The following is a 24,032-nucleotide window of genomic DNA, read 5'->3' on the forward strand; positions in this document are numbered from 1 at the left end:
TCTGTTTCAGGAGGGCGGTCGAGCCGAGGCGAGGTCCCGCCGCAGGCCGACCAGTTCTTGTGAGACGGACCCGGGGTGCCGAGCCGACCCACGGTCCGCGACCGGCCTCCGGTGACCTTCCGGCTTTACCGGCGGTGGTCCCGCCCACGGGGAAAGATGAGGGCGTGCGCGCTGTGACGGTGAAACCCGGGCAAGCCAACTCGCTGAGCCTCGTCGAGGATCAGCCGGAGCCGGCGTCCGAGGAGGGTGCTGTCCTGGTCGAGGCCCTGGCCGTGGGCATCTGCGGCACCGACCACGAGATCATCGCGGGCGACTACGGCGAGGCGCCGCCGGGTGCCGATCGGCTCGTCATCGGGCACGAGTCGCTGGGCCGGGTGCTCGACGACCCGACCGGCACCCTGCAACCCGGTGACCTGGTGGCCGGCATCGTCCGGCATCCCGACCCGGTGCCCTGCCCCAACTGCGCGGTCGGCGAGTGGGACATGTGTCGCAACGGTCAGTACACCGAGCACGGCATCAAGGCGCTGCCCGGTTTCGCCCGGGACCGTTGGCGGATCGAGCCGGAGTTCGCGGTCAAGCTCGACCCGGCGCTGGCCCAGGTCGGCGTGCTGTTGGAGCCGACCAGTGTGGTGGCGAAGGCGTGGGACCACATCGAACGGATCGGGCACCGGGCCGAGTGGCAGCCGCAGACCGTCCTGGTGACCGGGGCCGGGCCGATCGGGCTGCTGGCGGCGCTGCTCGGCGCCCAGCGCGGGCTCACCGTCCACGTGCTGGACCGGGCCACCGACGGGCCGAAGCCGGAGCTGGTCGCCGGGCTGGGCGCCACCTACCACGCGGTGCCGGTCAACGACCTGCCCTTCGAGCCGGACGTGGTGATCGAGTGCACCGGCGCGCCCACGGTGGTCCTGGACGTCATGTGCAAGGCCGCGCCGAATGGGATCGTCTGCCTGGCCGGGGTGTCCAGCGGCGGCCGGAGCATCGACTTCGACGCCGGGGCGCTCAACCGGGCGCTGGTGCTGGAGAACAACGTGGTGTTCGGCTCGGTGAACGCCAACCGGCGGCACTGGAACATGGCGGCCCAGGCCCTCACGCGCGCCGACCAGGTCTGGCTGTCGTCCCTGATCACCCGGCGGGTGCCGGTGAACAGGTACGCCGACGCCTACACGGCCGGACCGGACGACATCAAGGTCGTGCTCGAGTTCGCCTCGTGAACGCCCTAGATGCCCGGTAGCCGGCCGTTGCGGAACAGGTCCACGAAGAGCTGATGGTCCTGCCGGGCGCGCACCCCGTACGCGTGCGCGAAGTCCACCAGATGGGCGACGAACCCCGACTCGTCGGCGTCCACGGCAGCGACGATCGCCTCCTCGGTGGAGTAGTCCACGAGGTCGTGGCTGGACTCGTCGTCGGCGACCGAGTGCATCCGGGCCACCGCCCGGCCGAGGTCGGCCAGCACCCCGGTCAGCTCGTCCGGCTCGTTCACGTCGGCCCAGTCCAGATCGCCGGCGTACGGGGAGACCTCGGCGACCAGTTGACCCGCCCCGTCCAGCTCGGTGTAGCCCAACCACGGGTCGGCGTGCGCCTGCAACGCGCGCTGGGACTCGGCGGTCCGGTGACCCTGGTGCCGGAAGTAGCCGGCCACCGACTCGTCGGTGCTGTAACGGGCCACCGCCGGGACCTGCGCCTGCTTCATGTAGATCAGCACGTCGTTCTCCAGCGCCTGCGTGTGCCCCTCCAGCAGCAGGTTGTACGACGGCAGCCCCGCCGAGCCGATGCCCACACCCTTGCGCAGCACCACGTCCTTGATCCGCGCGGCCCCCGGACGCAGCCGGGCGGTGGCGGCGGGCAGGGTCTCCAGGTACTCCTCGAAGGCGGCGAGCACCCGGTCCCGGGTCGTGGCGTCGACCTCGAAGACGCCGTCGGTGACGGAGAACCGCCGCTCGTAGTTGTCGACGGTGGTCTGCGCGGCGAGCAGGTCGACCCTCGTGTTGAGGCGGGCCTGCTGGAGCACCCGGCGCAGCACCCCGTCGGCGTTGTCCAGGGTGATCGAGCCGATGGCGTCGTCCCCGCCGGCGGCGATCGCCCGCAACTCGGTCAGGTAGGCGCGGGCGAAGCCGGTGACCAGTTCTTCGATCACCGTGTCGGAGAGGGCCTTGCTGTAGCCGAGCAGCGCCACGCTGGCCACGAACCGCCGCAGGTCCCAGGTGAACGGGCCGACGTACGCCTCGTCGAAGTCGTTGACGTTGAACACCAGTTGCCCAGACGCGTTCATGTACGTGCCGAAGTTCTCCGCGTGCAGGTCCCCGTGGATCCACACCCGGCCGGTCCGCTCGTCGAGAAAGCGGTCGTCGGCGAAGTCACCCCGCTGGTCGGCGTAGAACAGCGCGGCGCTGCCCCGGTAGAAGGCGAACGGCGACGCGGCCATCTTGCGGAACTTGCGGCGGAAGGCCGCCGGGTCGACCGCCATCGACGCGCCGAACTCCGCGCTGAGCACATCGATGATGTGGTCCGAGCGCTGGTCCCCTGAGCTGCTCATAGTCCGCAGGCTAGCTGGCCGGGTCCACCACGGGCTGGCAGAACGGGGTGGCAGATCGGGGATCCATCGATCATGCTGTCTGCGTCACGCGCGGGGGCCCGGACACCACGGTCACATCGGCCGATCGAGCCGCCTGCTTTGAGTTGGCGGCAGGTCCCTCGCCGGGCGTCGACCCTGGAGGACCAGATACACATGCTCAGAAAAACGGGGACCCTGCTCACCGCCGTACTGATCGGCCTGACCGCGACGGCCGCGACCGCCGGCCCGGCGGTCGCAGCACCGGACGCCGCCGGCAGCACGCTGTCGGTGGGCAAGCTGATCCTGAACCCGACCGATCGGGGCTACCGGGGCAGCATCCCGGTGACCGTCACCAACAACGGCAGCGAGACCGACTACTTCCAATTCAAGCTGCGCGAGCCGGTGCCGGGCGCCTTTCAGCCCGGCGACCTGCCGTGCGACATGTTCGACATGAGGGTCGAGCAGAACCGCCGGGTGTTCAACTGCTCCCTGACGACGAACTGGGCCGACCTCGCCCCCGGCGAGAGCCGCACTGTCACGCTGGGCTTCCACGTGTTGACCAACCCGCGGACGTACCCGATGACCATGTCCGGGGGTTGGGTGGAGGCCTACTCGAACAACGGCGGCCTGGTGGCGACCAAGTCGTTCAGCGCGCTGTTCCGTTCCACCACCGGGTCGTTGATCCGCCCACGGACGTACGAGCAGGACACCCAGCCGGACGCCTCAATCAGGCTGAACGGCCCGGTGACCGAGTTCCCCGGAGGTGACGGCAACCTCCGGGTGCCGGTGACGATCCGCTACGGCGGCGACGCACCGCACAACAGCTTCTGGGTGCAGGCCAACTCCCTGCCGGCCGGCTCGGTGTTCTGGCACACCGACCCGGGCAGCGGCCCGGTGGGTAGCGATGGCGCCCTGGTGCCGCTGCCTGAGCTCCAGTTGATGCCGGGCGAGGAGTACAGCTTCGCGGTGGTCATCAGCCCGCCGACCGATCCGGCCGACGCCACCAAGCTGGTCGACATCGAGTTGACGACCAGCTGGTACCCGGAGACTCCCGACATCGACCCTAGCGACAATGTCGTGCGGACCACGCTGGCTGTCGACACCAACGGCTGACCGGTTGCTCCCGGCCGCCGCTCGGACTCGTCCGGGCGGCGGCCGGGCCGCCGTCAGGTGGCGGCGGGCGGGCGTACCGGTGGGGCGGTGAGCGAGTCGACCGAGCGCGGGGCGGCGGCCTCGATGGGCGCGGCGTCCAGCGGCGCGGCGAGCAGGTCCCGCTGCGGCACTCCGCCGATGCCGGACTGCTCGGCGGCGATCTTCTCCTGAAGGCGCAGGATGCCGTGCAGCAGCGCCTCCGGGCGGGGCGGGCAGCCGGGCACATAGACGTCGACCGGGATGAGCTGGTCGACACCCTTGGTCACCGAGTACGAGTCCCAGTAGGGGCCGCCGCAGTTGGAGCACGCGCCGAACGAGATGACGTACTTCGGCTCGGGCATCTGGTCGTAGAGCCGCTTGATGGCCGGGGCCATCTTGTCGGTCACCGTGCCGGAGACCACCATGAGGTCGGCCTGTCGGGGGCCGTGGGCGAACGGGATCACGCCGAGCCGGATGAAGTCGTGCCGGCCCATGCTGGTGGCGATGAACTCGATCGCGCAGCAGGCCAGGCCGAAGTTGAACACCCAGAGCGAGTAGCGGCGCCCCCAGTTCAGCACGAACCGGATCGGCTCACCGAGCACTGCCGGTAGCTGCACGGACGTCCCCTCTCCTCACCCCACAGTGAATCACAGCCGGCTGTCACGGACCGGACAGGCAACCCCACCGGGTCCGACCGCAACCGGCGGGCACAGCCGAGTGTGTGACCGGTACTGGCGAACACGCCGCCGGCGGTCACCACGGGGAGGACGAGTGCTTGTGACAGGAGAAGTACGGGTGGGCGGGCCGCCACCCGACCCGCCGGGAAGCCCTCTCGCCGCGACCGCCGAACTGGTCTTCGACGACTTCTACCACGCCCACTTCCGATCGCTGGTGGTGCAGCTCACCGCGTACACGGGTGATCGTGGGCAGGCGCAGGACCTGGTTCAGGAGGCGTTCTGCCGGGCGTACGCGAACTGGGGTCGGCTCGCCCGGTACGACGACCCGCTGGCCTGGGTACGCCGGGTCGCCTGGAACCTCGGCCACAACCGCTGGCGGCGGCTGCGGACCGCGCAGGCCTGGATGCTGCGGCAACGGGAGACACACGTCGCCGAGCCGAGCCCGGACCGGGTCGCCCTCGACACCGCGTTGGCCAAGTTGCCGCCGAAGCAACGCCGGGCCGTCGTACTGCACTACCTCGCCGACCTGACGGTCGCCGAGATCGCCGCTCAGGAACGGGTCGCCGAGGGAACCGTCAAGTCCTGGCTGCACCGGGGACGGACGGCCCTCGCGACGCACCTGCGCGACACCACCGAGGAGGTGCGAGATGTCTGATCAGGAGATCCTCGACCTCGCCGAAGAGTTCGCCCACTACCGCCGTACCGTGCTGGAGGAGGTCGAGGTGCCCGGGCCGGCCGCCGTGCGGCGGACGGCGCGAGGCCGCGGCCGTCGCCGGTTCGCCACCACCACCGCGACGGTGCTGGCGCTGTTCGGCGGGGCCGCCCTCGGGTACGCGACGATGAACGGCCCGGACCGCGAGCCGGGGCCGGTGGATCCCACGCCCACGCTGTCCGCCAGCCCGTCGGCGACCGCGACCACCAGTGCGACGGCCAGCCCGTCGACCACGGCCTCGAGCGGCGCCGCCAGCCCGACCCGCGCGGCCCCGGACGGCCGGATCAGCCGAGGCCAACTGCTCGCCGCGACCGTGTCGCTGCCCGCCTGGACCACCCCGGCGGACTGCCCGACCGGCCGGGTGCGGCTGGGCGCCGAACCCGCCCGGGACGACGTCAACGAGCTGGTGACACTCGACCACGGCGACCTGGACGGTGATGGCGCGACCGAGACGGTCGCCCTGGTCCGCTGCGTGTTCGGCACCCGTGGGCCGTTCCAGGTGGTCGCGTTCGACCGGGACGTGGCGGGGCGGGTCGTCACCCTCGGCCGCGTGACCGGCACCGCTTCCCCCACTCCCGGTTGGGTGACGGACCTGGACGTACGCGACGACGGCGAGGTCCGGGTCGAGGTGCTCGACGTCGCGCCCGGCGGCGGCTGGCCGGAGAAGAACTCCCAACGGCAGTGGCGCGGGTACCGCTGGACCGGTGACGCGTTCAAGCAGGTGTCCGGCCCGACCTCATTCGGTCCCAACCCGCGCTCGACGGACCTGTCCGTCACCGCCACCGACCTCGTGGTGACCGCCGCGGCGGACGGGTCCCGGTCGGGTGCGGTCACCGTACGGATCCGCAACGAAGCGGATCGGACGGCACCCGAGGCGATCCTGACCATGGAGCTGCCGAAGGCCCTCCGACCCGTCGGGGACGGCTGGACGGGCTGCGACATCGAGACGGGGAGCACGGTGCGGGTGTCCTGCCGCCTGAGCGCCGTACGGGGGCACAGCGAGGTACGGCGGACCCTGGAACTGGGGGTGGCCAGCGGGGCCAGCCTGTCCTCGGGACAGGCGGAGTTGCGGATCTGGCCCGCGGACCCGGACTGGGACCCCTGGCTGGACAACGACGACAGCGACAACGAGTCGACGTTCGACTATCGCTGAAGGCGCGCGGGGGCGGCCGGTCACCGACCGGCCGCCCCCGACGCAGACCGTCTCACCCATCGAAGGGTCAGGCCAGGACGACGCCCGGGCCGGGACCGATCTCACCCGGCGCACCCGGGCCAGGGCCGATCGCCAGAACGACGCCCGGGCCCGGGCCGATCTCACCCGGCGCACCCGGGCCAGGGCCGATCGCCAGGGCTGCCGTCGCCACTCCGCTCACGCCGAGGGCCAGTCCGGCCGCCGCAGTCAGCCCGGTCATCAGGATCTTCCGCATCGTCATTGCCGTCTCCCGTGTCGTTGGTTGATGAATTGACCGTACGGAAACGGCGAATACCACAAAACCCCCGTTTAGTGATACTTGTCTATACATAAGACTGTTGATTCGTTACGGATCGTGTGCGGCGTTCTCGGACGCTTCAGCGTTGTCCCGGAACAGTCAGTTTCGCGGCAGAAGAGGGCGCAACCACGTCCGCCGCCGGGGAGTGTTACCGGCGCCCAGGGGCACCGGCCCGGCGGGCAAACGGGGAGGGGCAGTGACAGCAACGATGGGAGCCCGCGCCAACGAACCGCCGGCGGTGCTGACGTCCGGAGGGTCGAACGCGGCGGCGATCGCCTTCGACGACTTCTACCACGCGCACTTCCGGAGCGTCACGGCCCAACTGTGCGCGTACACCGGGGATCTGGGCCACGCACAGGACCTCGCCCAGGAGGCGTTCTGCCGGGCGCTGGCGCGCTGGGACCGCCTGGTCCGGTACGACGATCCGGTGGCCTGGGTCCGCCGGGTCGCCTGGAACCTGGCCCGCAGCCGCTGGCGTCGGCTCCGCACGGCACGCAACCACCTCCAGCGGCAGCGACGCGTCGAGGCCGAGGTGGACGGCCCGACACCGGACCGGGTGGCCATCGACGCGGCGCTCACGCAACTGCCGCCCAACCATCGACGGGCCGTCATCCTGCACTACCTGGCCGACCTGTCGGTCAGTCAGATCGCCCTGCAGGAAGGAGTGGCCGAGGGCACCGTGAAGTCCTGGCTGCACCGAGGCCGGACCGCCCTGGCCGGACTGCTGGACGAGAACACCGAGGGGGTGTCCGATGTCTGATCCCGACCCGCGGCTGCGCGAACGGTTGACCGCGTACCGTACGGACGTCACCGCCCGGGCCGTCGGCCCCGGTCCCGACCAGGCCCGCCGAACTCTGCGCCGTCGGCGGCGCACGAGGGTCGTGGCGGTCGCGGCGGCCGCGGTCGTGCTGGTGTTGGCGCCGGTCGTCGCCAACGCCGCGCTGAAGGGCGACCGGACGCCACCGGTACCGGCCGAGTCCGTCGACCCGACACCCCCGCCCACCAGCGCACCGCCGCCCACGCCGTCCGCCACGCCGTCGCCGGACTCCACGCCTTCGGCCGAGTCCGACGCCCCGGACGGCCGGATCAGCCGGACCCAGCTGCTCGCCGCCCGTGTCGACCTGCCGACGTGGCCGCAGACCGCGCCGTCCACCTGCATCACGACGAACGTGCGGCTGGCGACCACCTCGAACAAGAGCTTCGTCCCGTTGCTCAGCGACCTGTCCGTGGACCACGCCGACCTGGACGGTGACGGCGCTCAGGAGACGGTTGCCGTCGTCGCCTGCCGGTACGGGGAGGCGTTGGCGAAGCAGGTCGTCGCCTTCGACCGGGATGACGACGGGCGCATCGTGACGCTCGGCCGGGTCGTCCGGACCACCGACGGCGTCGAGGACATCCTCGGGGTGACCCTCAGCGCGGCCGGCTCGGTCGACGTGCGGGTGGCCGACCTGCAGCCGTGCTGCGACACCCCGGCGTACTGGAAGCAGGAACAGACGCGTACCTACCGATTCAAGGGTGGCCGGTTCGTGCAGACAGGCGGCCCCACGAAGTTCGGGAAGGATCCCCGGCTCACCGACCTGCGCCTGTCCATGACGCACACACTGGTAAACGTCACCGGTGGTCGCGAGCTGACCATCGTCCTCACCGTCACCAACGCGGGATCGGTCGACGCGGCCCAGGTCCAGTTCAGGGGCCTCGACGTGGGTGCGCCGACGACAGGTGACTGGTCCAGGTGCGACCCGGCGGCCGCGGCGGCCGATGACCACCGGACGTGTCTGGTGCCGGGGGTGCCGGCCGGCGAGTCGCGGCGCTACACGTTCGTCCAGAGGGTGCCGAGCCACTCAGGCCCCGATGCGACCACCCGGTTCTTCTTCGTGACCCACTACGACGCGCAGGACCGGCAGTGGCGCGACCGCAACGAGAAGGACAACAAGGTGCAGCTCCCCGGCGTGTTCTGACGAGGAGTATGTCCGGTGTCCCACCCCGTCGGGGTGGGACTTGGGGCTGGGTGTGCCAGCCACGAGCGGTCAACTCGTCGACCAGGACGAACACGGTGGCGATCACCTACCGTTGAGCCGGCCGGACGCCGGCCGGTGAGTCAAGTACGACTGCCCGGCGTGCCCGGAGCCGAACGTCCGGTGCCCCACCCCGACGGGTGGGGCACCGGCGTTCAGTCGTCCGAACCCCAGGTGGAGCGTTGCAGCAGACCACTGTCGACTCCGGCTCGGCCAGCAGCCGCAGACCGTCGACCGCGCGAACCGCGTCGGCCGGGCCGGCGAGGGATTGATCATCGTGTAGCCGGGCCGGTCGGCGTACGCGGCCCGGCGGCGGGAGCAGTCGGGCAGGTCATCAGATGTTCACCCAACTTATCGGAAGGCGCTGAAACCCGAGCCCGTTCCCCCGCGTGTGAGCCAGGTCGCCCCGGAACCCGAGGGTGACAGGAGACGGGGAGGACCCAGGTGACGGTGAGCGCCGAATCGAGGCCCGGCAAGCCTCCACCAGAGGACATGACCCGGCAGGCCGGGCGGACATCGGTCGACGCCGTCGACTTCGACCAGCTCTACCATGCTCACTTCCGCTCGCTGACCATTCAGCTCGCTGCCTACTTCGGCGACCACAGCCAGGCGCAGGACCTGGTCCAGGAGGCGTTCTGCCGGGCCTTCGCGCGGTGGGGGAAGGTTTCCCGCTACGACGACCCGGTCGCCTGGGTGCGGCGGGTCGCCTGGAACCTGGCCACCAGCCGCTGGCGTCGACTGCGAACCGCCCAGTCGTACCTGCGGCGTCAGCGTGAGGAACACGTGCCCGGTCCCGACCCTGACCGGGTGGCGTTGACGCGGGCGCTCGCGGCGCTGCCGCCGAACCACCGCCGCGTCGTGGTGCTGCACCACCTCGCTGACCTCTCCGTCACCGAGATCGCCCAGCAGGAGGACGTGCCCGAAGGCACGGTCAAGTCCTGGCTGCGCCGGGGTCGAGCTGCGCTGGCGGCACAACTGGCTCCCCAGACCGAGGTGACCGACCATGCCTGAGTTCGACAGCGCTCGACTCGATGCGGAGTTCTCCACATACCGGGCGGTAATGCTTCCGGTGATTACGCCCGACGGCCCGACTGCGGTGCGGCGTACCGTCCGTCGCCGTCGGCGACGCGCGGCGATGGCGGTGGCGACGGCGCTGGTGATGGCGGTGGCGCTGCCGGTGGCGGGGCAGGCGGGGATCCGCCGGGACCCGGAGCCGCCGGCAAAGGTGCCCGCGACACCGTCCGACCCGCCGACGCCGACGCCGACGGTCTCTTCCGCACCACCGGTGCCCGACGGCAGAATCGAGCGGACCCAACTGCTCGCCGCCACCGTCGACCTGCCCGGGTGGGACGACCTGCCCGCCGGCCCGGACGGCAAGGCGTGCGCGTCTCGTGGAATCCGGCTCAGCGGCGACCCCGTACGCAATGACGCCAATCTGCTGGTCGAGTTGGGCTACGGGGACGTCGACCGGGACGGCGCGACCGAGACCGTTGCCCTGGTGCGCTGCCTGTTCGGCACCCGAGGACCGGCGCAGGTGGTCGCCTTCGACCGGGATACGGCCGGACGGATCGTCACTCTGGGGCGCGTGGCCGCCACCGCCGTTCCGACTCCGGAGTGGCTGATCGGGCTTGAGGTACGGGCCGACGGCGTGACCCGGGTGGCACTGGCCGACCGGGCGCCGGGACCCGGCTGGCCTCTCGAGCAGTCGCAGCGCCAGTGGCGCGGGTACCGGTGGGACGGGGAGCGGTTCCGGCAGACCGAGGGGCCTACCACCTTCGGCCCCAACCCGTACGCCGCGGACCTGTCGGTCAGCTCGTCGAATCTGGCCCTCGCCCGAGAGCCCGGTGACAGCTTCTCGGGCACGATCGAGGTCCGGGTACGCAATGCCAGCGCGGGCGAGGTGGCCGAGGCAGTGCTGTCGTTCAACCTGCCATGGCAGTTGCGGCCGGTCGGTGACGGCTGGAGTCGGTGTCGCGAGAACATGCTCGACGCGCGGGTGCCGTACCAGTGCACCCTGGGCCGGCTGGCACCGAACGCGGACATCCGGCTCACCCTCAGATTGCAACGGGCGCAGGGCACCCCGTTGTCCTCCGGTAAGGCAACCATCGAACTCTTCGGCAGCGGTAGGGACGGAAACGGGTTGTTGGAACGCGATCGGGACGACAATGTCGCCACCTTCACCCACTACTACCGCTGATCGGGAGGGACGCCCCCGCCGACGACCGAATCCGGCACCCCGGACGGCCGGATCAGCCGGACCCAGCTACTCGCCGCCCGCCTGGACCTGCCTGCACCACGTCCGACGTATGGCTGGCGACCAGCGCCAACAAGGACGCCGTCCCGCAGCCATGGCGACGAAGCGTGGCTTCTACGTCGCGCACATCGGCGCCCAGGACCGGCGGTGGCGCGATCTCAACGACCAGGACAACCGCGTGGAACGGCTGGCGTGCTCTGAGCCGGCCGGTGCCCCACCCCGAGCGGGGTGGGGCACCGCCGTTCACTCGCCCGAACCCCAGTCGGGGCGTTGCAGGAGGCCGACGAACTCGACCAGCAACCTCTCGCGCAGCGCCGGTGGAGCGGCGTCGAGCAGTGTGTTCACGACCGCCATCCGATCCGGCAGCGGACCGGCGCTGTCGCCGCCGCCCAGGCCCAGCCCGGCCGCCAGACCGGCCACCACCTCCGGGGTCAGCGCTTCGGGGGTGAGGACGCCGACCAGGGACGCCACCTCGGCGGGCAGTCGCACCGGACCGCTCGCGTGGGTCGCCGCCACCGCCGCGGCCAGGTCCGGGCCGAACTCGGCCACCCGGGGCGCGACCGAGGCGGTCACCGTGAGGTGCACACTGGCCGGCAGGTCGGCGTACGACAGTTGGGGCTGGGTGTGCCAGCCCCGGGCGGTCAACTCGTCGACCAGGACGAACAGGTCCGGGCCGCCCTCGGTGGCGGTGAAGCAGACCACCGTGGACTCCGGCTCGGCCATCAGCCGTAGCCCGTCGACGGCGCGGACCGCGTCGGCCAGGCCAGCGACCGCGTCCCGGGTGGCGGCGGCCAACCGGAGGTAGCCGGCGTCGCCGAGGTGTCGCAGGGTGGCGTACGCGGCGGCGATCGGCCCGCCCGACCGGGTCGAGGCGATCACCGGGTTGATCATCGTGTAGCCGGGCCAGTCGGCGTACGCGAAGTACTGCGGCGCGCGTCCGGCGGCGTCCCGGTGCAGCAGCACCGAGACGCCCTTCGGCGCGTACGCGTACTTGTGCAGGTCGACCGAGATGGACGTGACGCCGGCAACGGTGAAGTCGAACGCCGGCACCGGCTCGCCGAGGCGACGCAGGTACGGCAGGGCCCAGCCGCCGAAGCAGGCGTCGACGTGGCAGCGCACTCCGGCCTCGGCGGCGACGGCGGCGATCTCGGCGACCGGATCCACCACCCCGTGCGCGTACGAGGGCGCGGAGCAGGCGACAAGTACCGTGTCCGGCCCGATCGCTTCGGCCATCGCGGCGGGTTCGGGACGTAGCGTGTCCGTCGACACGGGCACCACGTCCAGCGCCACCCGGAGGTAGTGCGCCGCCTTGGCGAACGCTGCATGCGCGGTCGACGGCACGACGATCCGGGGCGCGGTGATCTCCGGGTGGGCGTCCCGGGCCGCCTTGACGGCAAGGATCAGCGACTCGGTGCCGCCGCTGGTGACGCTGCCGACCACGTCCGGCGCGGTCGTCCCCGGGCCGCCGCCGAGCACCCGGCCGGCCGCGCCGACGAGCGCGTTCTCCATGGCCAGCAGGGACGGGAACGCGGTCGGATCGAGCCCGTTGACGTGGGCGCTTTCCCGGTGCGCGGCGGCGGTGAGGTCGTCGAGCCCCGGCACCGCCGGGTCGTAGACGTAGGCGAACAGCCGCCCGCCGTGAGTGGGCCGATCAGCCGAGCGCAGCCGCCGCACCTCATCCAGCACCTGTTCCGCGCCGACCCCGTCGCGGGAAAGCGCGCCCGCCTCAACCGTGTTCTCGTCGATCATGGAGTCATGGTGCCCTTCTCGTAACGGTCAACGGCTTTCGTCTCCCACCACAACTCCATGATCGACCCCGAGGGTGGGGGTGGGGGCGGGGAGGGTGTAGTGGCGGAGCAGGAGGATGGGGGGAGCTATCAGGAGGGCTGGGATCAGGGTGAAGCCGAGCAGGACGCCGAGCCTCGCCGTGTCGGACTGGGCGGCGGCCGTTCCGGTGTCGGAGGAGACGTAGCCGGAGACCTCCAGCACGAGGCCGTAGATGCCGGGACCGAGCGCCAGGCCGAAGGTCTCCCCGGCGGTCCACAGGCCGGTGAAGACACCCGCCTGCCGACGGCCGGTACGCGCCGTGTCGTACGCGATGCAGTCGGGGAGCATGGCCAGCGCGAACACCTGCTGCCCGGCGTACCCGACGCCGAGCACCGCGACCACCAGGTAGACGGCGACCGGCGGCAGCACCGGGGCGGCGACCAGGGCGAACGCCCCGGCGGCGAGGATCAGCCCGGCGACGACCAGTGCGGTCCGCTTGCCCAGCCGGGCGCCGGCCCGGGCCCAGAGCGGCATCACCAGCAGCGCCGGACCGACGAAACAGGCGAAGAGCAGCGTCGGCCCGTTCCGGTCGTCACGCAGGATCTGCCCCGCGAAGTAGTTGACCCCGGCGAGGATGGTCGCCACCCCCACGGACTGCACCACGAAGCAGATCAGCAGCGCCCGGAACGGCCGGTTGGCCCCGGCCACGGCGAGCTGCGCACGCAGCGTCGGTTCGCTGATGTCGACCACGCCGGAGGGTGCGGACCGGGTGCCGAGGAACGCGCCGAGCGCGCCGACGCCGATGAGCGCCGCCACGAACAGGCCCATCCAGCGGTGTCCGGGCACGCCGTCGCCGCCGGCCGTCACCACGAACGGGGCGACCGCGCCGGAGATCAGGATGGCCAGCGCCAGCACAGCGATCCGCCAGGTCATCAGCCGGGTGCGTTCGGTGTGGTCGTCGGTCATCTCGGCGGGCATCGCCATGTAGGGCACCTGGAAGAAGGCGAACGCGGTGGCCGTGGCCAGGAAGGCGAGCGCCACGTACGTCGCGGCGGCCGGCCCCTTGTCGAACGGCGCCGCGAAGATGGCCGCGAAGAGCGCGGCGAGCGCGAGACCGGCGACGAGCAGGTACGGGCGGCGTGCGCCCCAGCGCGACCGGGTGCGATCGGAGATTCGGCCGGCGACCGGGTTCACCAGCACGTCCCACGCCTTCGGCAGCAGCACCAGCAGGGCGGCCACCCCGGCGGCGACGCCGAGCGTGTCGGTCAGGTAGGGCAGCAACAGCAGGCCGGGCACGGTGCCGAACGCGCCGGTGGCCAGGGAGCCGAGCGCGTATCCGACGTGCACCGGGCGGGGCAGCCGACCGGTGGCGGGCAGGCCGGCAGCACCCGGCGGCTGGTTCATGGTGCCGAATGTTACTCACGTTATGGCGGGGGTCACATCCCCTCCTCGGGCGACCAACCCGCCGCCCCGATATCCACCCCCTCGCCCCGCAACGGCGTCCCCTCGGCCCGCAGTCGGGCCCGCGCCTCGCGCTCGTGCCCCGGCGGCAACCGGCCGCCCGCGGTCACCACCCGATGCCAGGGCACCGAGCCACCGTGCCGGGCCATGATGGCGCCCACCAGGCGCGCGGAGGAGCGACCCGAGCGTTCGGCCAGCGCGTCGGCGACCGCGCCGTACGACATCACCCGGCCCTCCGGAATCCGCTCCACGAGGTCCAGCACGGCCTCGACGTACTCGTCAGGAGTCACAATCCGCCACCATATGGGAACGCCACCGGGCCACGAGGGCGTGACCGCGCAGAATGGGCGGGTGCGCGACGCAGTCACGGCCGCTCGGCGGATCGTCGTCAAGATCGGGTCCTCCTCGTTGACCACCGCCACCGGCGGCCTGGCCGACGAGCGGGTCGACACGCTCGTCGACACCCTGGGCCGGCTCGGCGCCGAGGGACGCGAGGTCGTGCTGGTCTCCTCCGGCGCGATCGCCGCCGGCCTCGCCCCGCTCGGCCTGACCCGACGTCCGCGCGACCTGGCCACCCAGCAGGCCGCCGCCAGCGTCGGCCAGGGCCTGCTGATCGGCAGGTACGCGGCCAGCTTCGCCCGGCACGATCGCACCGTTGGGCAGGTGCTGCTCACCGTCGACGACGTGACCCGGCGGGCGCACTACCGCAACGCGTACCGCACCCTGCGCAAACTGCTCGACCTGCGGGCCGTGCCGATCGTCAACGAGAACGACACGGTCGCCACCGAGGAGATCCGGTTCGGCGACAACGACCGGCTGGCCGCCCTGGTGGCCGCCCTGGTGCACGCCGACCTGCTGGTGCTCCTCTCCGACGTGGACGCGCTCTGGACCGGCGACCCCACCCGTCCACAGTCGGTGCGGATCGCCGAGGTTCGCGGCGAGGAGGACCTCGCCGGGATCACCATCGGCGGCGCCGGCCGGTCCGGTGTCGGCACCGGCGGCATGGTGACAAAGGTCGAGGCGGCCCGCATCGCCACCGGCTTCGGCATCCCCGTGGTGCTCACCTCCGCCGACCTGGCCGCGCCGGCTCTGGCCGGCGAGCCGGTCGGCACGCTGTTCCACCCGCAGCGGCAACGGCCGACGGCCCGGCTGTTCTGGCTGGCCCACGCCACCTCGCCCCGGGGACGCCTGCACCTGGACCCGGGCGCGGTGGCCGCCGTCGTGGGGCGGCGCAAGTCGCTGCTCCCGGCCGGCATCACCGCCGTGGACGGCACCTTCACCGCTGGCGACCCCGTGGACCTGGTCGACAACGCCGGTGCGCCGGTAGCCCGCGGCCTGGTCAACTACGACGCGGTGGAGCTGCCCGGCCTACTCGGCCGTTCCACCTCCGAACTCGCCGCGGCGCTCGGCCCGGCGTACGAACGGGAGGTCGTCCACCGCGACGACCTCGTACTGCTGTAAGCAAGGGCACCTTCTTAACGCCTGGCGTTGTACAAGGGGCCCTTCCTAACGCGAGGAGTGACCGATGAGCGTCGTCGAGCAGGCGCGGCGGGCGCGGGACGCCGCTGCCGAGCTGGCCGTTGCCACCCGTACCGTCAAGGACGCCGCGCTGGTCGCGATGGCCGACGCGCTGGTGGCGCGTACCCCGGAGATCCTCGCCGCCAACGAGGCGGACCTGGCGGCCGGGCGCGAAGCCGGGCTGAGCGCGGCCGTGCTGGACCGGCTCGCCCTCGACGAGGGCCGGGTGGCCGGCATCGCCGGAGCGCTGCGTGAGATGGCCGCGCTGCCCGACCCGGTCGGCGAGGTGGTCCGCGGATCGACCCTGCCCAACGGGCTGGAACTGCGGCAGATCCGGGTGCCGTTCGGGGTGGTCGGCATCATCTACGAGGCGCGGCCCAACGTGACGGTCGACGCGGCCGGGATCTGCCTCAAGTCCGGCAACGCGGCGCTGCTGCGCGGGTCGTCGTCGGCCGCGCACTCGAACGCCGCGCTGGTCGCGGTGCTGCGCGACGCGGTCGCCGGGGCCGGTCTGCCGGCGGACGCGGTGCAGTTGCTCGACGCCAGCTCGCGCGACTCGGTCAAGGAGCTGATGCGGGCCCGCGGGCTGGTCGACGTGCTCATCCCGCGCGGTGGCGCGTCGCTGATCCGCACCGTGGTCGAGGAGTCGACGGTGCCGGTGATCGAGACCGGGGTGGGCAACTGCCACGTCTACGTCGACGCCGCCGCCGACCTGGCCAAGGCCCTCGCGGTGACGCTCAACGCCAAGACGCAGCGCCTGTCCACCTGCAACACCGCCGAGTCGCTGCTGGTGCACGTGGACGTCGCCGACGCGTTCCTGCCGCCGATGCTGGCCGCGTTCGCCGAGGCCGGCGTGACCGTGCACGGCTCCCCCGAGGTGGTCGCCCACTCGGCCGCCGTCGTCCCGGCCACCGAGGAGGACCACGCCACGGAGTACCTGTCGGCCGACATCTCGGTGGCGGTGGTCGACTCGCTGGACGAGGCGATCGCGCACATCCGCCGCTTCGGCACCGGGCACACCGAGGCGATCATCACCGACTCGACGACGGCGGCCCGCGAGTTCGTCGCCCGGGTGGACGCGGCGGCCGTGATGGTGAACGCGTCGACCCGGTTCACCGACGGGGGCGAGTTCGGCTTCGGCGCGGAAATCGGCATCTCCACGCAGAAGCTGCACGCCCGGGGGCCGATGGGCCTACCCGAGCTGACCAGCACCAAGTACGTCGTCACCGGCGACGGTCACCTGCGCTAGGGCGGGCCGGTCCCGCTCAGGTGACCGGCGACGGGCGGCAGGCCCGGATCGCGGACAGCGTGGAGTGCACGTCGAACTGGTGGCCGTCGTCGCTCTCCCACCCACCGTCGCTGCGCTGGGTCTCGGCGAGCCGCCGCAGGGCGCGCACCATGACCCAGTCGTGGGAGTCGATGCCGACCCGGCGCAGCGTGGCCGCCAGCCAGGCCACGTCGCCCGCCGACATGGTGGCCATCCGTTCGGCGAGCACCACCTGGATCCGCGCCGACTCCTGGAACATGTCCTGGCGGTGCAGGACGGCCGCGCTCAGCCAGCCGGCGGCGAGGAACGACGGCCAGGTCCCGTCCGGGCGCAGCCGCGCGACGATCGACTGGGCCGCGGCCTGCACCACACCGGCGTACGCCCCACCGACCCGGTGATCGAGCGGACCCGAGGCGCGGGCGTCCAGGCCGGCGACGGTGAGCCAGAAACCGGCGTTGGCGGTGAGGAAGAGTTTGGCCTCGGGGTCACCGGGTCGGGCCCACTCGGGCGCCGAGCCGGCCAGGGAGAGATCCTCGTCCCAACCACCGTCGGGCTGCTGCCGGGACGCCAACCAGTCGAGCGCCCGCCGGGCGGCGGGACGACCCAGCGCGCCGAGGTCGTCCAGCTCGACGAGCCGGAAACAGGTGGCGTCGACCGAGGCGACCTCACCGCCCCAGGTCGCCGGCCAGCCACCGTCGGGCGACTGGCCGACCTCGGCCGCGTCCAACAGCTCGGGCGGTGCCGGGGTGCCGTTGCGCAGCCAGGAGAGACGGGCGCGTTCCACCGCGTCCCCGTGTGCCACGACGAACCCGATCGCCGCTTCCAAGTCGACCACGGCGGAGACGCTACCTGCGCAGACGCGATCCCGCCTCGGGGAATCGGCCAGCCGGAAATGGCTGCGTCGCTCTGCGGGCCGGCCTGGTCGGAGCTATCTGCGTCGATTGACGTGAGGGGTCGGAGCCGGGACGACAGGGCCGCCCCGGCTCCACCGGTCAGTACGCGGGCAGCGACGGGTCGATCTGCTTGATCCAGGAGAGCACGCCGCCCTGCACGTGGACGGCGTCCTTGAATCCGGCCGCCTTGAGCGCGGCAAGCGCCTCGGCCGAGCGGACACCGGACTTGCAGTGCAGCACGATCTGCTTGTCCTGCGGCAGCTTCGCGAGAGCCTCGCCGGAGATGATGTCGCCCTTGGGGATCAGGGTGGCGCCGGGGATCCGCACGATCTCGTACTCGGCCGGCTCCCGCACGTCGACGAGGAAGATGTCCTTGCCGGCGTCCTGCCACTCCTTGAGCTCCAGGGCGGTGATTGTCGAGTCGAGCGTCGCCTCCTGGGCCTCGACCGAGACCGCGCCGCAGAAGTCCTCGTAGTCTTCCAGCAGGTCGGTGACGGTCGGGTTCTCGCCGCAGAGCACGCAGTTCGGGTCCTTCCGAACCTTGATCTTGCGGTACTCCATCTCCAGGGCGTCGTAGACCATGAGCCGGCCCACCAGCGGCTCGCCGATGCCGGTGAGCAGCTTGATCGCCTCGTTCACCTGGATCGACCCGATCGACGCGCAGAGCACGCCGAGCACGCCGCCCTCGGCGCAGGAGGGGACCATGCCGGGCGGCGGCGGCTCCGGGTAGAGGCAGCGGTAGCAGGGGCCGTGCTCGGCCCAGAACACCGACGCCTGCCCGTCGAACCGGTAGATCGAACCCCAGACGTACGGCTTGCCGAGCAGCACCGCGGCGTCGTTGACCATGTAGCGGGTGGCGAAGTTGTCGGTGCCGTCGACGATCAGGTCGTACTGGGCGAAGATCTCGCGGACGTTCTCCCGATCCAACGCGGTGTTGTGGATCTCCACGTTGACCAGCGGGTTGATCTCGCGGATCGACGCTGCGGCGGACTCGGCCTTGGACCGGCCGACGTCGGACACGCCGTGGATGACCTGGCGCTGGAGGTTCGACTCGTCGACGGTGTCGAAGTCGATGATGCCGAGCGTGCCGACCCCGGCCGCGGCGAGGTACAACAGGGCCGGCGAGCCGAGGCCACCGGCGCCGACACAGAGCACCCGGGCGTTCTTCAGCCGCTTCTGCCCGGCCACCCCGACGTCCGGGATGATCAGGTGGCGCGAGTAGCGGCGGATCTCGTCAACGGTCAGCTCGCCGGCGGGCTCGACGAGCGGGGGCAACGACACGGTGGACTCCCCGGGATCGGCGGTGTGAACCGCGCCATTGTTGCTCGCCGGGGCCCCGCTCGGCCATGAGGGAGGACACGTGGTCCGCGATGCGGGAGCGGGAATAACTCAGGGGACGGCGTTGCCGGCGTAGCGACGGCCGTCGAGGTACGGCCAGGCGTTGGCCACACAGCCCTCCAGCCCGTACGTCTGCTGCTGCATCACCGGTGCGGGCTCGCCCGGACCGGGGCACGCCTCGTGCTCGGCGCCGAGCTCGTGGCCGACCTCGTGGTTGATCACGTAGGTGCGGTACGTCTCCAGCGGCGCGCCGTAGTCGGGCACCGCCTCCTGCCAGCGGGCGAGGTTGATGATGACCCGGCCGGGCAGCCGGCAGGACGTGTAGCGCTCGGTGGTCAGGCCTCCCTCGGCGCACATCCGCTCCGATGTGACCGGGGTGGCGAGGTAGATGGTGAAGTCGGCGGCCCGGGCGTCGGCCACCCGCTGCACGCGCAGCTCGCCGGAGGCGATCCAGCTGCGCGGATCGGCCAGCACCTCGTCGACCCGTGCCGCGAACGTGCCGGCGTCCTGGCCGCTGTCGCGCTCGACCACGACGCGGTACCGGCGCAGCGGTCCGTCCTCGCCGTGCACCCCGGTCTCGCCGTGGGCGGCGGTGAAACGTCCCGCGCCGACCGACGGGTAGTCGCTGGGCGCCGGATGGGCTTCCCCGCCGCCCACCCCCATGCCGCCCGGTGTCGGGATGGGCGGCGCGTCGGCCGGCGGTTCACCGCCGCGCGCCACGGTCACGCCGATGGCGGTGGCGAGGACGAGCGCACCGAGGAGCAGAGTGCGCCGTCGGCGACGGCGCATCCGCACGAAGCTGGGACGCGCGCCCTCGTACGCCGACCCTGCCGACGGGTCGGGCGGCTCGGGCGGGCCGTAAGGGGACGACGGCGTCATGACGCCAAGCCTGCCAGATTATTCGGGCAATTCTCCGCTTTTGCCGACTATTACCGCAATACGCCTCAGAGCGCCGGCCCGGTGTAGCGCCGACCGTCGACGTACGGCCACGGATTGGCCCGGCACCCGTTGAGGAAGAGGGTCTGCTGCATCATCACCGGCGCCGGACGCCCCGAGCCCGGGCAGCGCTCATGGTGGTGCCCGAGCTGGTGACCGACCTCGTGGTTGACCACGTACGTCCGGTACACCGACAGCGGCACGCGCGCCGAGACGTAGTGCGGCACCGACAACCGCCACCGGTCCAGGTTGACGATCACCTGACCGGGCGCGCGGCAGGAGGTGTACGGCCGACCGTCGATCCGGATGTCGACGCCACCCGCGGCGCACATGCGGCCCGCCGTACGGGCGGTCGCCAGGTAGACGGTGAAGTCCCGGGGAGCGTCCCCCGGCACCTGCTGCAACCGCAGCCGACCGCTGTCGACCCAGCTACCTGGCCCGGTGAGCGCCACCTGCACAGCCTGCGCGAACGCGGCCACGTCCTCGTCGCTGCCCGACTCGACCGCCACCCGGTAGCGACGCAGCTCGCCCGCGCGGCCCAGGACCGGGCCGGAGCGGTCGTCGTGGTCGAACCGGCCGCTCCCCGCGCTCGGGACCGCTCCGGGCATCCGCAGCACCGGAGGCGCGCTCGGCGACGCCGCCACCGTGGCGCTCGGCGACGGACTCGCCGACGCCGGCAACGGCCCCGCCGGCAGCGGCGGCGCAGCGGCCTCCTCGGCGGTCAACCGGTCGGAGGGCTCGGCCCGCTCCTCGGCGACCACGGTCACCGCCGCGCCGATCGCCAGCACCACCGCCACCAACTGGGCGATCAGTGCGAAGCGTCGGTGACGGTGAGCGGACCTGAACATTCCGGTCAGCCTGCCAGATCGGACGGCCGGACGGCGTCCCCCTTTTCGGTGAGCAGACCCACCACCGCACGGGCGACCAGCCGGGGCACCTCCAGCTGCGCCACGTGACCGACCCCGTCGAGCATCAACAGGCGGCTGTCCGGGATGACCCGGGCGGTCTGCGGCGCGACCCGCACGTCGACCAGCCGGTCCTGCCGACCTCCCACCACGAGTGTCGGCGCGCGGACCGCCCCGGCGAGCCGCCACAGCGAGCCCGACCCCGGCAGGTACGCCCGCAGGAAGCTGGAGACCAGACCCCGGAACGTCCGGACGTACGCGGCCGCGTAGTGCGCCGCCTCGTACCGCACCCGGATCTCCTCCAACGCCTCCTCCCGGCGCTGCACACAGATCCGGCTCAGATCGGCGACGCACGCCTCGAGCACCTGCTCGGCCATCACCTCCGGGGCGAGCTGGGTCAACCGCCGGGCGACCAGCCGCTCACCCCCCGGAATGGCCAGCACCGGCAGCATCCGGCCCTGCAACGACCGCCGGAAGTCCAGGAACGGCAGCGCCGGAGAGATCAGGGTGAGGGTGCGGACCAGGTCCGGCCGCAGCCCCGCCACCTGGACCGAGACCGCGCCGCCCAGCGAGTTGCCGAACAGGTGGACCGGTCCCCGACCGGAGTGCTCGATCCACCTGATGACCAGTTCGGCGAAGGCCGGGATCGTGTAGCGCCGGCCCGGCTCGCTGCGGCCGAACCCGGGCAGGTCGATGGCCTGGCCGTCCAACCGGTCGGTGAGCAGCCCGGCCAGGTCGGTCCAGTTCTGCGACGAGCCACCGAGCCCGTGCACGAACAGCGCCGGCTCCGCGTCCGCCCTCGTCGCGGGGGTGTCCCGCACGTACATCGCCTGGCCGTCGACGCGAACCTCCCGGCCCGGCCACGGTGGCGGCACACCGGCGTCGGGAAGGAGGTGGTCCGGCCAGAGGGTGGCACGCTTCATCCCTCCAGTCTGCCTCGCACCAACCAGGGCCTGTTTCATAAGGACGGTCGAGCCGGGCCCACCGCAGGCCGGCCCGTTCTTATGAAACAGGCCCTTAGGACAGCAGTGCCTCCAGCCGACGGTTGACCGCCGCGAGCGTGGCTCGGACCACCGCCTGCCGCGGATCGCCGGCCACCAGAGCCGAGCCGGCGAGCTGCTCGACCCAGCCGTCGCAGACCAGCAGCACCACCACGGTCGCCACCTCGCAGTTGCCGAACGGCACCACCGCCGCGTGCTCGACGAAGCAGCGGCCACGCTCGGCGTTCTCGGTGCCGCGCAGCAGCTCGTCGACGGCCGCGGCGGCGGCCACCGCGCAGAGCCGCAGCACGTAACCGTCCACCGCCGGCCCGGTCGCGTACCCGGCGGCGGTCCCGTCGCCGGCGAGCAGCCGTACCTCCACATTGGCGTCCAGACCGAAGGTGCTGACCTGCACGTGGTCGATGACCACGCGCGGCCCCGGCGCGCCGCCGGTGTCCAGCGGGCGGGAGGGCGCCGACTCCGTCGTGGTCACCTGACCACCGGAGTACGACGTACCGAGCGTCGCCGGGCTGCCGGTGGCTCCACCGGCGGGCACACCCGAGACCGAGCCGGGCTCCTCGACCGTGGCGCGGCCCCGGTGCGGGGCGCCCGTGCGCCGCCGGGGTGCGGCGTCCGGGGCGGTCCGCTGCTCGGGGCTCGTCGGCGCGGCCGCCGTCGAGCTGCCGCCATCGGCGATACGCGTCTCCGCGACGTTGTTGCGTGGCTCGGCGGGACGGGCCTCGGCGGGTCGCGCGTTGGCGGGTTTCGCGCCACCCGACCGGGGCTCGGCAGGTCGCGACTCGGCGGCCCGGCGGCGCACCGGTGGGGACGGCGTTGTGGGCAGGCCGGGCACGTTCTGCGGTGCGGCGGCGAGGCCCATCCGTTCCTGGAGCAGCCGGGCGACCTGTCGGCTCACCTCGGCCGGATCCGCGCCGTCGGCCAGGTCCAGCCGGAGACTGTGCGCACCCGCCGGGGTACGACGCAGCGCCGCGTCCCGGACACCGGCCACCTCCCGGACGGCGTCCAGGATGGCGTTGACGTCGAATCCCTCGGGACGCTCCCGCAACGGAGCGGGCTCGTCGTCACGGCGCAGGTGGGTGGCGATGCGCGCGAGTTCAGGGGTTTCGGCGGGTGGTTCCACGGCTGGCGGCTCCGGCACAACGGGCACGTCCGGTTGCGCGGGGACGCGCTGCGGCAGTACCGCCGGGGTGTCGGGGCGTCGACCGCCGGCGGTGGCGTCGGCCGGCGACGCCGGTTCCGGGGCGGATCGGCGGGCCGCGTAGGAAGGGGCGGACGCGGAGGGCCGGTCGTGTCGTCCCGACCCGGCGGTGGCCGAGGCCGGACCGGTTGCCATCGGGGCGGTGGGGGCCGGCCCGACGGTCGATGGGTCGGGTGGCTCGGGGCTGGCCGGCCGGAGCCGGAACGGCCCGGTTGGTCGGACCGGCTTGACCGACTCGCCCGCGTCGCTCCCACGGGCAGGGCTCGCGGGCCGGCTGGCCGGCCAGGACGGACGATCGCCCGGCGCGGCCGCCGGGATCCGCCCCTCGGACCAGTCCGGTCGTTCGGCGGCCGCGTTCGCCACGGGTGTCGGCGAGTTCCCCGCCCACGACGGACGCTCGGCCGCCGGACGGACGGGCGTCGCCGGTGACGGCGTGCTCTGCGACGGCGCATCCACCACCGTCGCCGGTGGGCCGGCGGGCGCCGGTGGCGGGTCGACCGGCGTCGACGGGTCCACCGGCGCGGGGCCGGCCCAGGTTGGGCGCGCGGGCGTGCTGTCGGAGGCCTGGGCACCGGCCCAGGACGGGCGGGACGCCCCGAAGCTGGTCGGAGCCGGGTCCGACTCGCCGGACCAGGAGGGGCGCGGCGGCGGGAGGGCCGATGCCGGACCGGCCCAGGACGGACGGTCGGCAGCCGGCGGACCGCTGGTCGGCTCCTCGTGAGCGGCGCTGGTCGGCACGGGACCCCCGGCCCACGACGGACGCTCGGCAGCCGGCGGACCGCTGGTCGGCACGGCACCGCCACCCCACGACGGACGCTCGGCAGCCGGCGACGCGGCGGGCGCGGGCGCACCGGGCCCGCTGGTCGGGGTGGGGTCCGGGGCATTCGCGCGGGGTGACGGTTCGGTCGGCACGCTGCT

At 72.6% G+C, this 24,032-nt stretch carries 21 protein-coding genes and 2 pseudogenes; 10 read left to right on the plus strand and 13 right to left on the minus strand.

All coding sequences use genetic code 11. From position 1 onward, the window contains the following. Positions 1–164 precede the first annotated feature (164 nt). The gene (locus ACQP0N_RS29515; RefSeq protein WP_355053353.1) at positions 165–1,211 is read left to right on the plus strand and encodes a glucose 1-dehydrogenase; all 1,047 of its coding nucleotides are present in this window, start codon (positions 165–167) and stop codon (positions 1,209–1,211) included. 5 nt (positions 1,212–1,216) lie between these two features. Here the strand turns inward: ACQP0N_RS29515 and ACQP0N_RS29520 are convergent, their stop codons facing one another. Beyond that, complete coding sequence (locus ACQP0N_RS29520) at positions 1,217–2,533, minus strand: DUF2252 domain-containing protein (RefSeq protein WP_433115629.1); 1,317 nt, start codon at positions 2,531–2,533, stop codon at positions 1,217–1,219. 192 nt (positions 2,534–2,725) lie between these two features. Here ACQP0N_RS29520 and ACQP0N_RS29525 point away from each other — a divergent pair, with 192 nt between their 5' ends. Beyond that, positions 2,726–3,664, plus strand: coding sequence for a hypothetical protein (locus ACQP0N_RS29525; protein ID WP_433115631.1), 939 nt, complete (start codon positions 2,726–2,728; stop codon positions 3,662–3,664). A gap of 53 nt (positions 3,665–3,717) precedes the next feature. On the opposite strand, the gene ACQP0N_RS29530 is transcribed toward ACQP0N_RS29525, so the two are convergent. After that, a complete protein-coding gene (locus tag ACQP0N_RS29530; RefSeq protein WP_393214076.1) occupies positions 3,718–4,299 on the minus strand; it encodes an NADH-quinone oxidoreductase subunit B in 582 nt (193 codons plus the stop codon). Between the two features lie 154 nt (positions 4,300–4,453). On the opposite strand from ACQP0N_RS29530, the gene ACQP0N_RS29535 reads away from it, so the two are divergent. Both ACQP0N_RS29535 and ACQP0N_RS29540 read left to right on the plus strand, forming a co-directional pair. After that, positions 4,454–5,014, plus strand: coding sequence for a SigE family RNA polymerase sigma factor (locus tag ACQP0N_RS29535; RefSeq protein ID WP_433115633.1), 561 nt, complete (start codon positions 4,454–4,456; stop codon positions 5,012–5,014). After that, complete coding sequence (locus ACQP0N_RS29540; protein ID WP_433115635.1) at positions 5,007–6,224, plus strand: hypothetical protein; 1,218 nt, start codon at positions 5,007–5,009, stop codon at positions 6,222–6,224. The genes ACQP0N_RS29535 and ACQP0N_RS29540 overlap by 8 nt, the downstream gene beginning before the upstream one ends. Before the next feature lie 67 nt (positions 6,225–6,291). On the opposite strand, the gene ACQP0N_RS29545 is transcribed toward ACQP0N_RS29540, so the two are convergent. Beyond that, positions 6,292–6,504 (minus strand): hypothetical protein, encoded by a 213-nt coding sequence (locus ACQP0N_RS29545; protein WP_355053357.1) that lies wholly within the window; start codon positions 6,502–6,504, stop codon positions 6,292–6,294. A 253-nt stretch (positions 6,505–6,757) separates the two neighbouring features. On the opposite strand from ACQP0N_RS29545, the gene ACQP0N_RS29550 reads away from it, so the two are divergent. Beyond that, complete coding sequence (locus tag ACQP0N_RS29550; protein ID WP_433115637.1) at positions 6,758–7,321, plus strand: SigE family RNA polymerase sigma factor; 564 nt, start codon at positions 6,758–6,760, stop codon at positions 7,319–7,321. Then, the gene (locus ACQP0N_RS29555; protein ID WP_433115639.1) at positions 7,314–8,519 is read left to right on the plus strand and encodes a hypothetical protein; all 1,206 of its coding nucleotides are present in this window, start codon (positions 7,314–7,316) and stop codon (positions 8,517–8,519) included. Before ACQP0N_RS29550 ends, ACQP0N_RS29555 begins: the two co-directional genes overlap by 8 nt. Before the next feature lie 37 nt (positions 8,520–8,556). Here ACQP0N_RS29555 and ACQP0N_RS29560 read toward each other — a convergent pair. Continuing rightward, positions 8,557–8,879: pseudogene (locus tag ACQP0N_RS29560) on the minus strand (hypothetical protein); the annotation flags it as partial. A gap of 141 nt (positions 8,880–9,020) precedes the next feature. On the opposite strand from ACQP0N_RS29560, the gene ACQP0N_RS29565 reads away from it, so the two are divergent. Together ACQP0N_RS29565 and ACQP0N_RS29570 are read left to right on the plus strand one after the other, a co-directional pair. Further along, the gene (locus tag ACQP0N_RS29565; RefSeq protein WP_433115641.1) at positions 9,021–9,587 is read left to right on the plus strand and encodes a SigE family RNA polymerase sigma factor; all 567 of its coding nucleotides are present in this window, start codon (positions 9,021–9,023) and stop codon (positions 9,585–9,587) included. Beyond that, positions 9,580–10,773, plus strand: coding sequence for a hypothetical protein (locus ACQP0N_RS29570; RefSeq protein ID WP_433115642.1), 1,194 nt, complete (start codon positions 9,580–9,582; stop codon positions 10,771–10,773). Before ACQP0N_RS29565 ends, ACQP0N_RS29570 begins: the two co-directional genes overlap by 8 nt. Before the next feature lie 300 nt (positions 10,774–11,073). On the opposite strand, the gene ACQP0N_RS29575 is transcribed toward ACQP0N_RS29570, so the two are convergent. Genes ACQP0N_RS29575 through ACQP0N_RS29585 form a run of 3 tightly spaced genes read right to left on the minus strand, consistent with a single transcriptional unit; the run spans position 11,074 to position 14,348 of the window. Further along, positions 11,074–12,579: a pyridoxal phosphate-dependent decarboxylase family protein gene (locus tag ACQP0N_RS29575; protein WP_433115644.1), complete on the minus strand. Its 1,506-nt coding sequence runs from the start codon at positions 12,577–12,579 to the stop codon at positions 11,074–11,076. A 27-nt stretch (positions 12,580–12,606) separates the two neighbouring features. Further along, positions 12,607–14,001 carry an MFS transporter gene (locus ACQP0N_RS29580; protein WP_433115646.1) on the minus strand — a complete coding sequence of 465 codons (1,395 nt, stop codon included), beginning with the start codon at positions 13,999–14,001 and terminating at the stop codon, positions 12,607–12,609. A 32-nt stretch (positions 14,002–14,033) separates the two neighbouring features. Next, positions 14,034–14,348, minus strand: coding sequence for an MGMT family protein (locus ACQP0N_RS29585; RefSeq protein WP_355053361.1), 315 nt, complete (start codon positions 14,346–14,348; stop codon positions 14,034–14,036). Between the two features lie 13 nt (positions 14,349–14,361). On the opposite strand from ACQP0N_RS29585, the gene proB reads away from it, so the two are divergent. Both proB and ACQP0N_RS29595 read left to right on the plus strand, forming a co-directional pair. Next, complete coding sequence (proB, locus tag ACQP0N_RS29590; protein WP_433115648.1) at positions 14,362–15,519, plus strand: glutamate 5-kinase; 1,158 nt, start codon at positions 14,362–14,364, stop codon at positions 15,517–15,519. A 64-nt stretch (positions 15,520–15,583) separates the two neighbouring features. After that, positions 15,584–16,825 (plus strand): glutamate-5-semialdehyde dehydrogenase, encoded by a 1,242-nt coding sequence (locus ACQP0N_RS29595; protein WP_433115650.1) that lies wholly within the window; start codon positions 15,584–15,586, stop codon positions 16,823–16,825. 16 nt (positions 16,826–16,841) lie between these two features. Here ACQP0N_RS29595 and ACQP0N_RS29600 read toward each other — a convergent pair whose 3' ends face one another. The 6 genes and pseudogenes from ACQP0N_RS29600 to ACQP0N_RS29625 all read right to left on the minus strand — a co-directional run. Then, entirely contained in the window at positions 16,842–17,729 is an 888-nt protein-coding gene (locus ACQP0N_RS29600; RefSeq protein ID WP_433121877.1) for a prenyltransferase/squalene oxidase repeat-containing protein, read from the minus strand. A 106-nt stretch (positions 17,730–17,835) separates the two neighbouring features. Next, the gene (gene moeZ / locus ACQP0N_RS29605; RefSeq protein WP_396832410.1) at positions 17,836–19,017 is read right to left on the minus strand and encodes an adenylyltransferase/sulfurtransferase MoeZ; all 1,182 of its coding nucleotides are present in this window, start codon (positions 19,015–19,017) and stop codon (positions 17,836–17,838) included. Between the two features lie 108 nt (positions 19,018–19,125). After that, entirely contained in the window at positions 19,126–19,953 is an 828-nt protein-coding gene (locus tag ACQP0N_RS29610) for a DUF3152 domain-containing protein (RefSeq protein ID WP_433115651.1), read from the minus strand. A gap of 65 nt (positions 19,954–20,018) precedes the next feature. Next, positions 20,019–20,858, minus strand: coding sequence for a DUF3152 domain-containing protein (locus tag ACQP0N_RS29615; RefSeq protein ID WP_433115653.1), 840 nt, complete (start codon positions 20,856–20,858; stop codon positions 20,019–20,021). 5 nt (positions 20,859–20,863) lie between these two features. Then, positions 20,864–21,838, minus strand: coding sequence for an alpha/beta fold hydrolase (locus tag ACQP0N_RS29620; RefSeq protein WP_433115655.1), 975 nt, complete (start codon positions 21,836–21,838; stop codon positions 20,864–20,866). A 94-nt stretch (positions 21,839–21,932) separates the two neighbouring features. Then, a pseudogene (locus ACQP0N_RS29625) lies at positions 21,933–23,600 on the minus strand (hypothetical protein); the annotation flags it as partial. Positions 23,601–24,032 lie beyond the last annotated feature (432 nt).

It is taken from the genome of Micromonospora sp. CA-246542 (genome assembly GCF_050942905.1).
Classification (GTDB): Bacteria; Actinomycetota; Actinomycetes; order Mycobacteriales; family Micromonosporaceae; genus Micromonospora.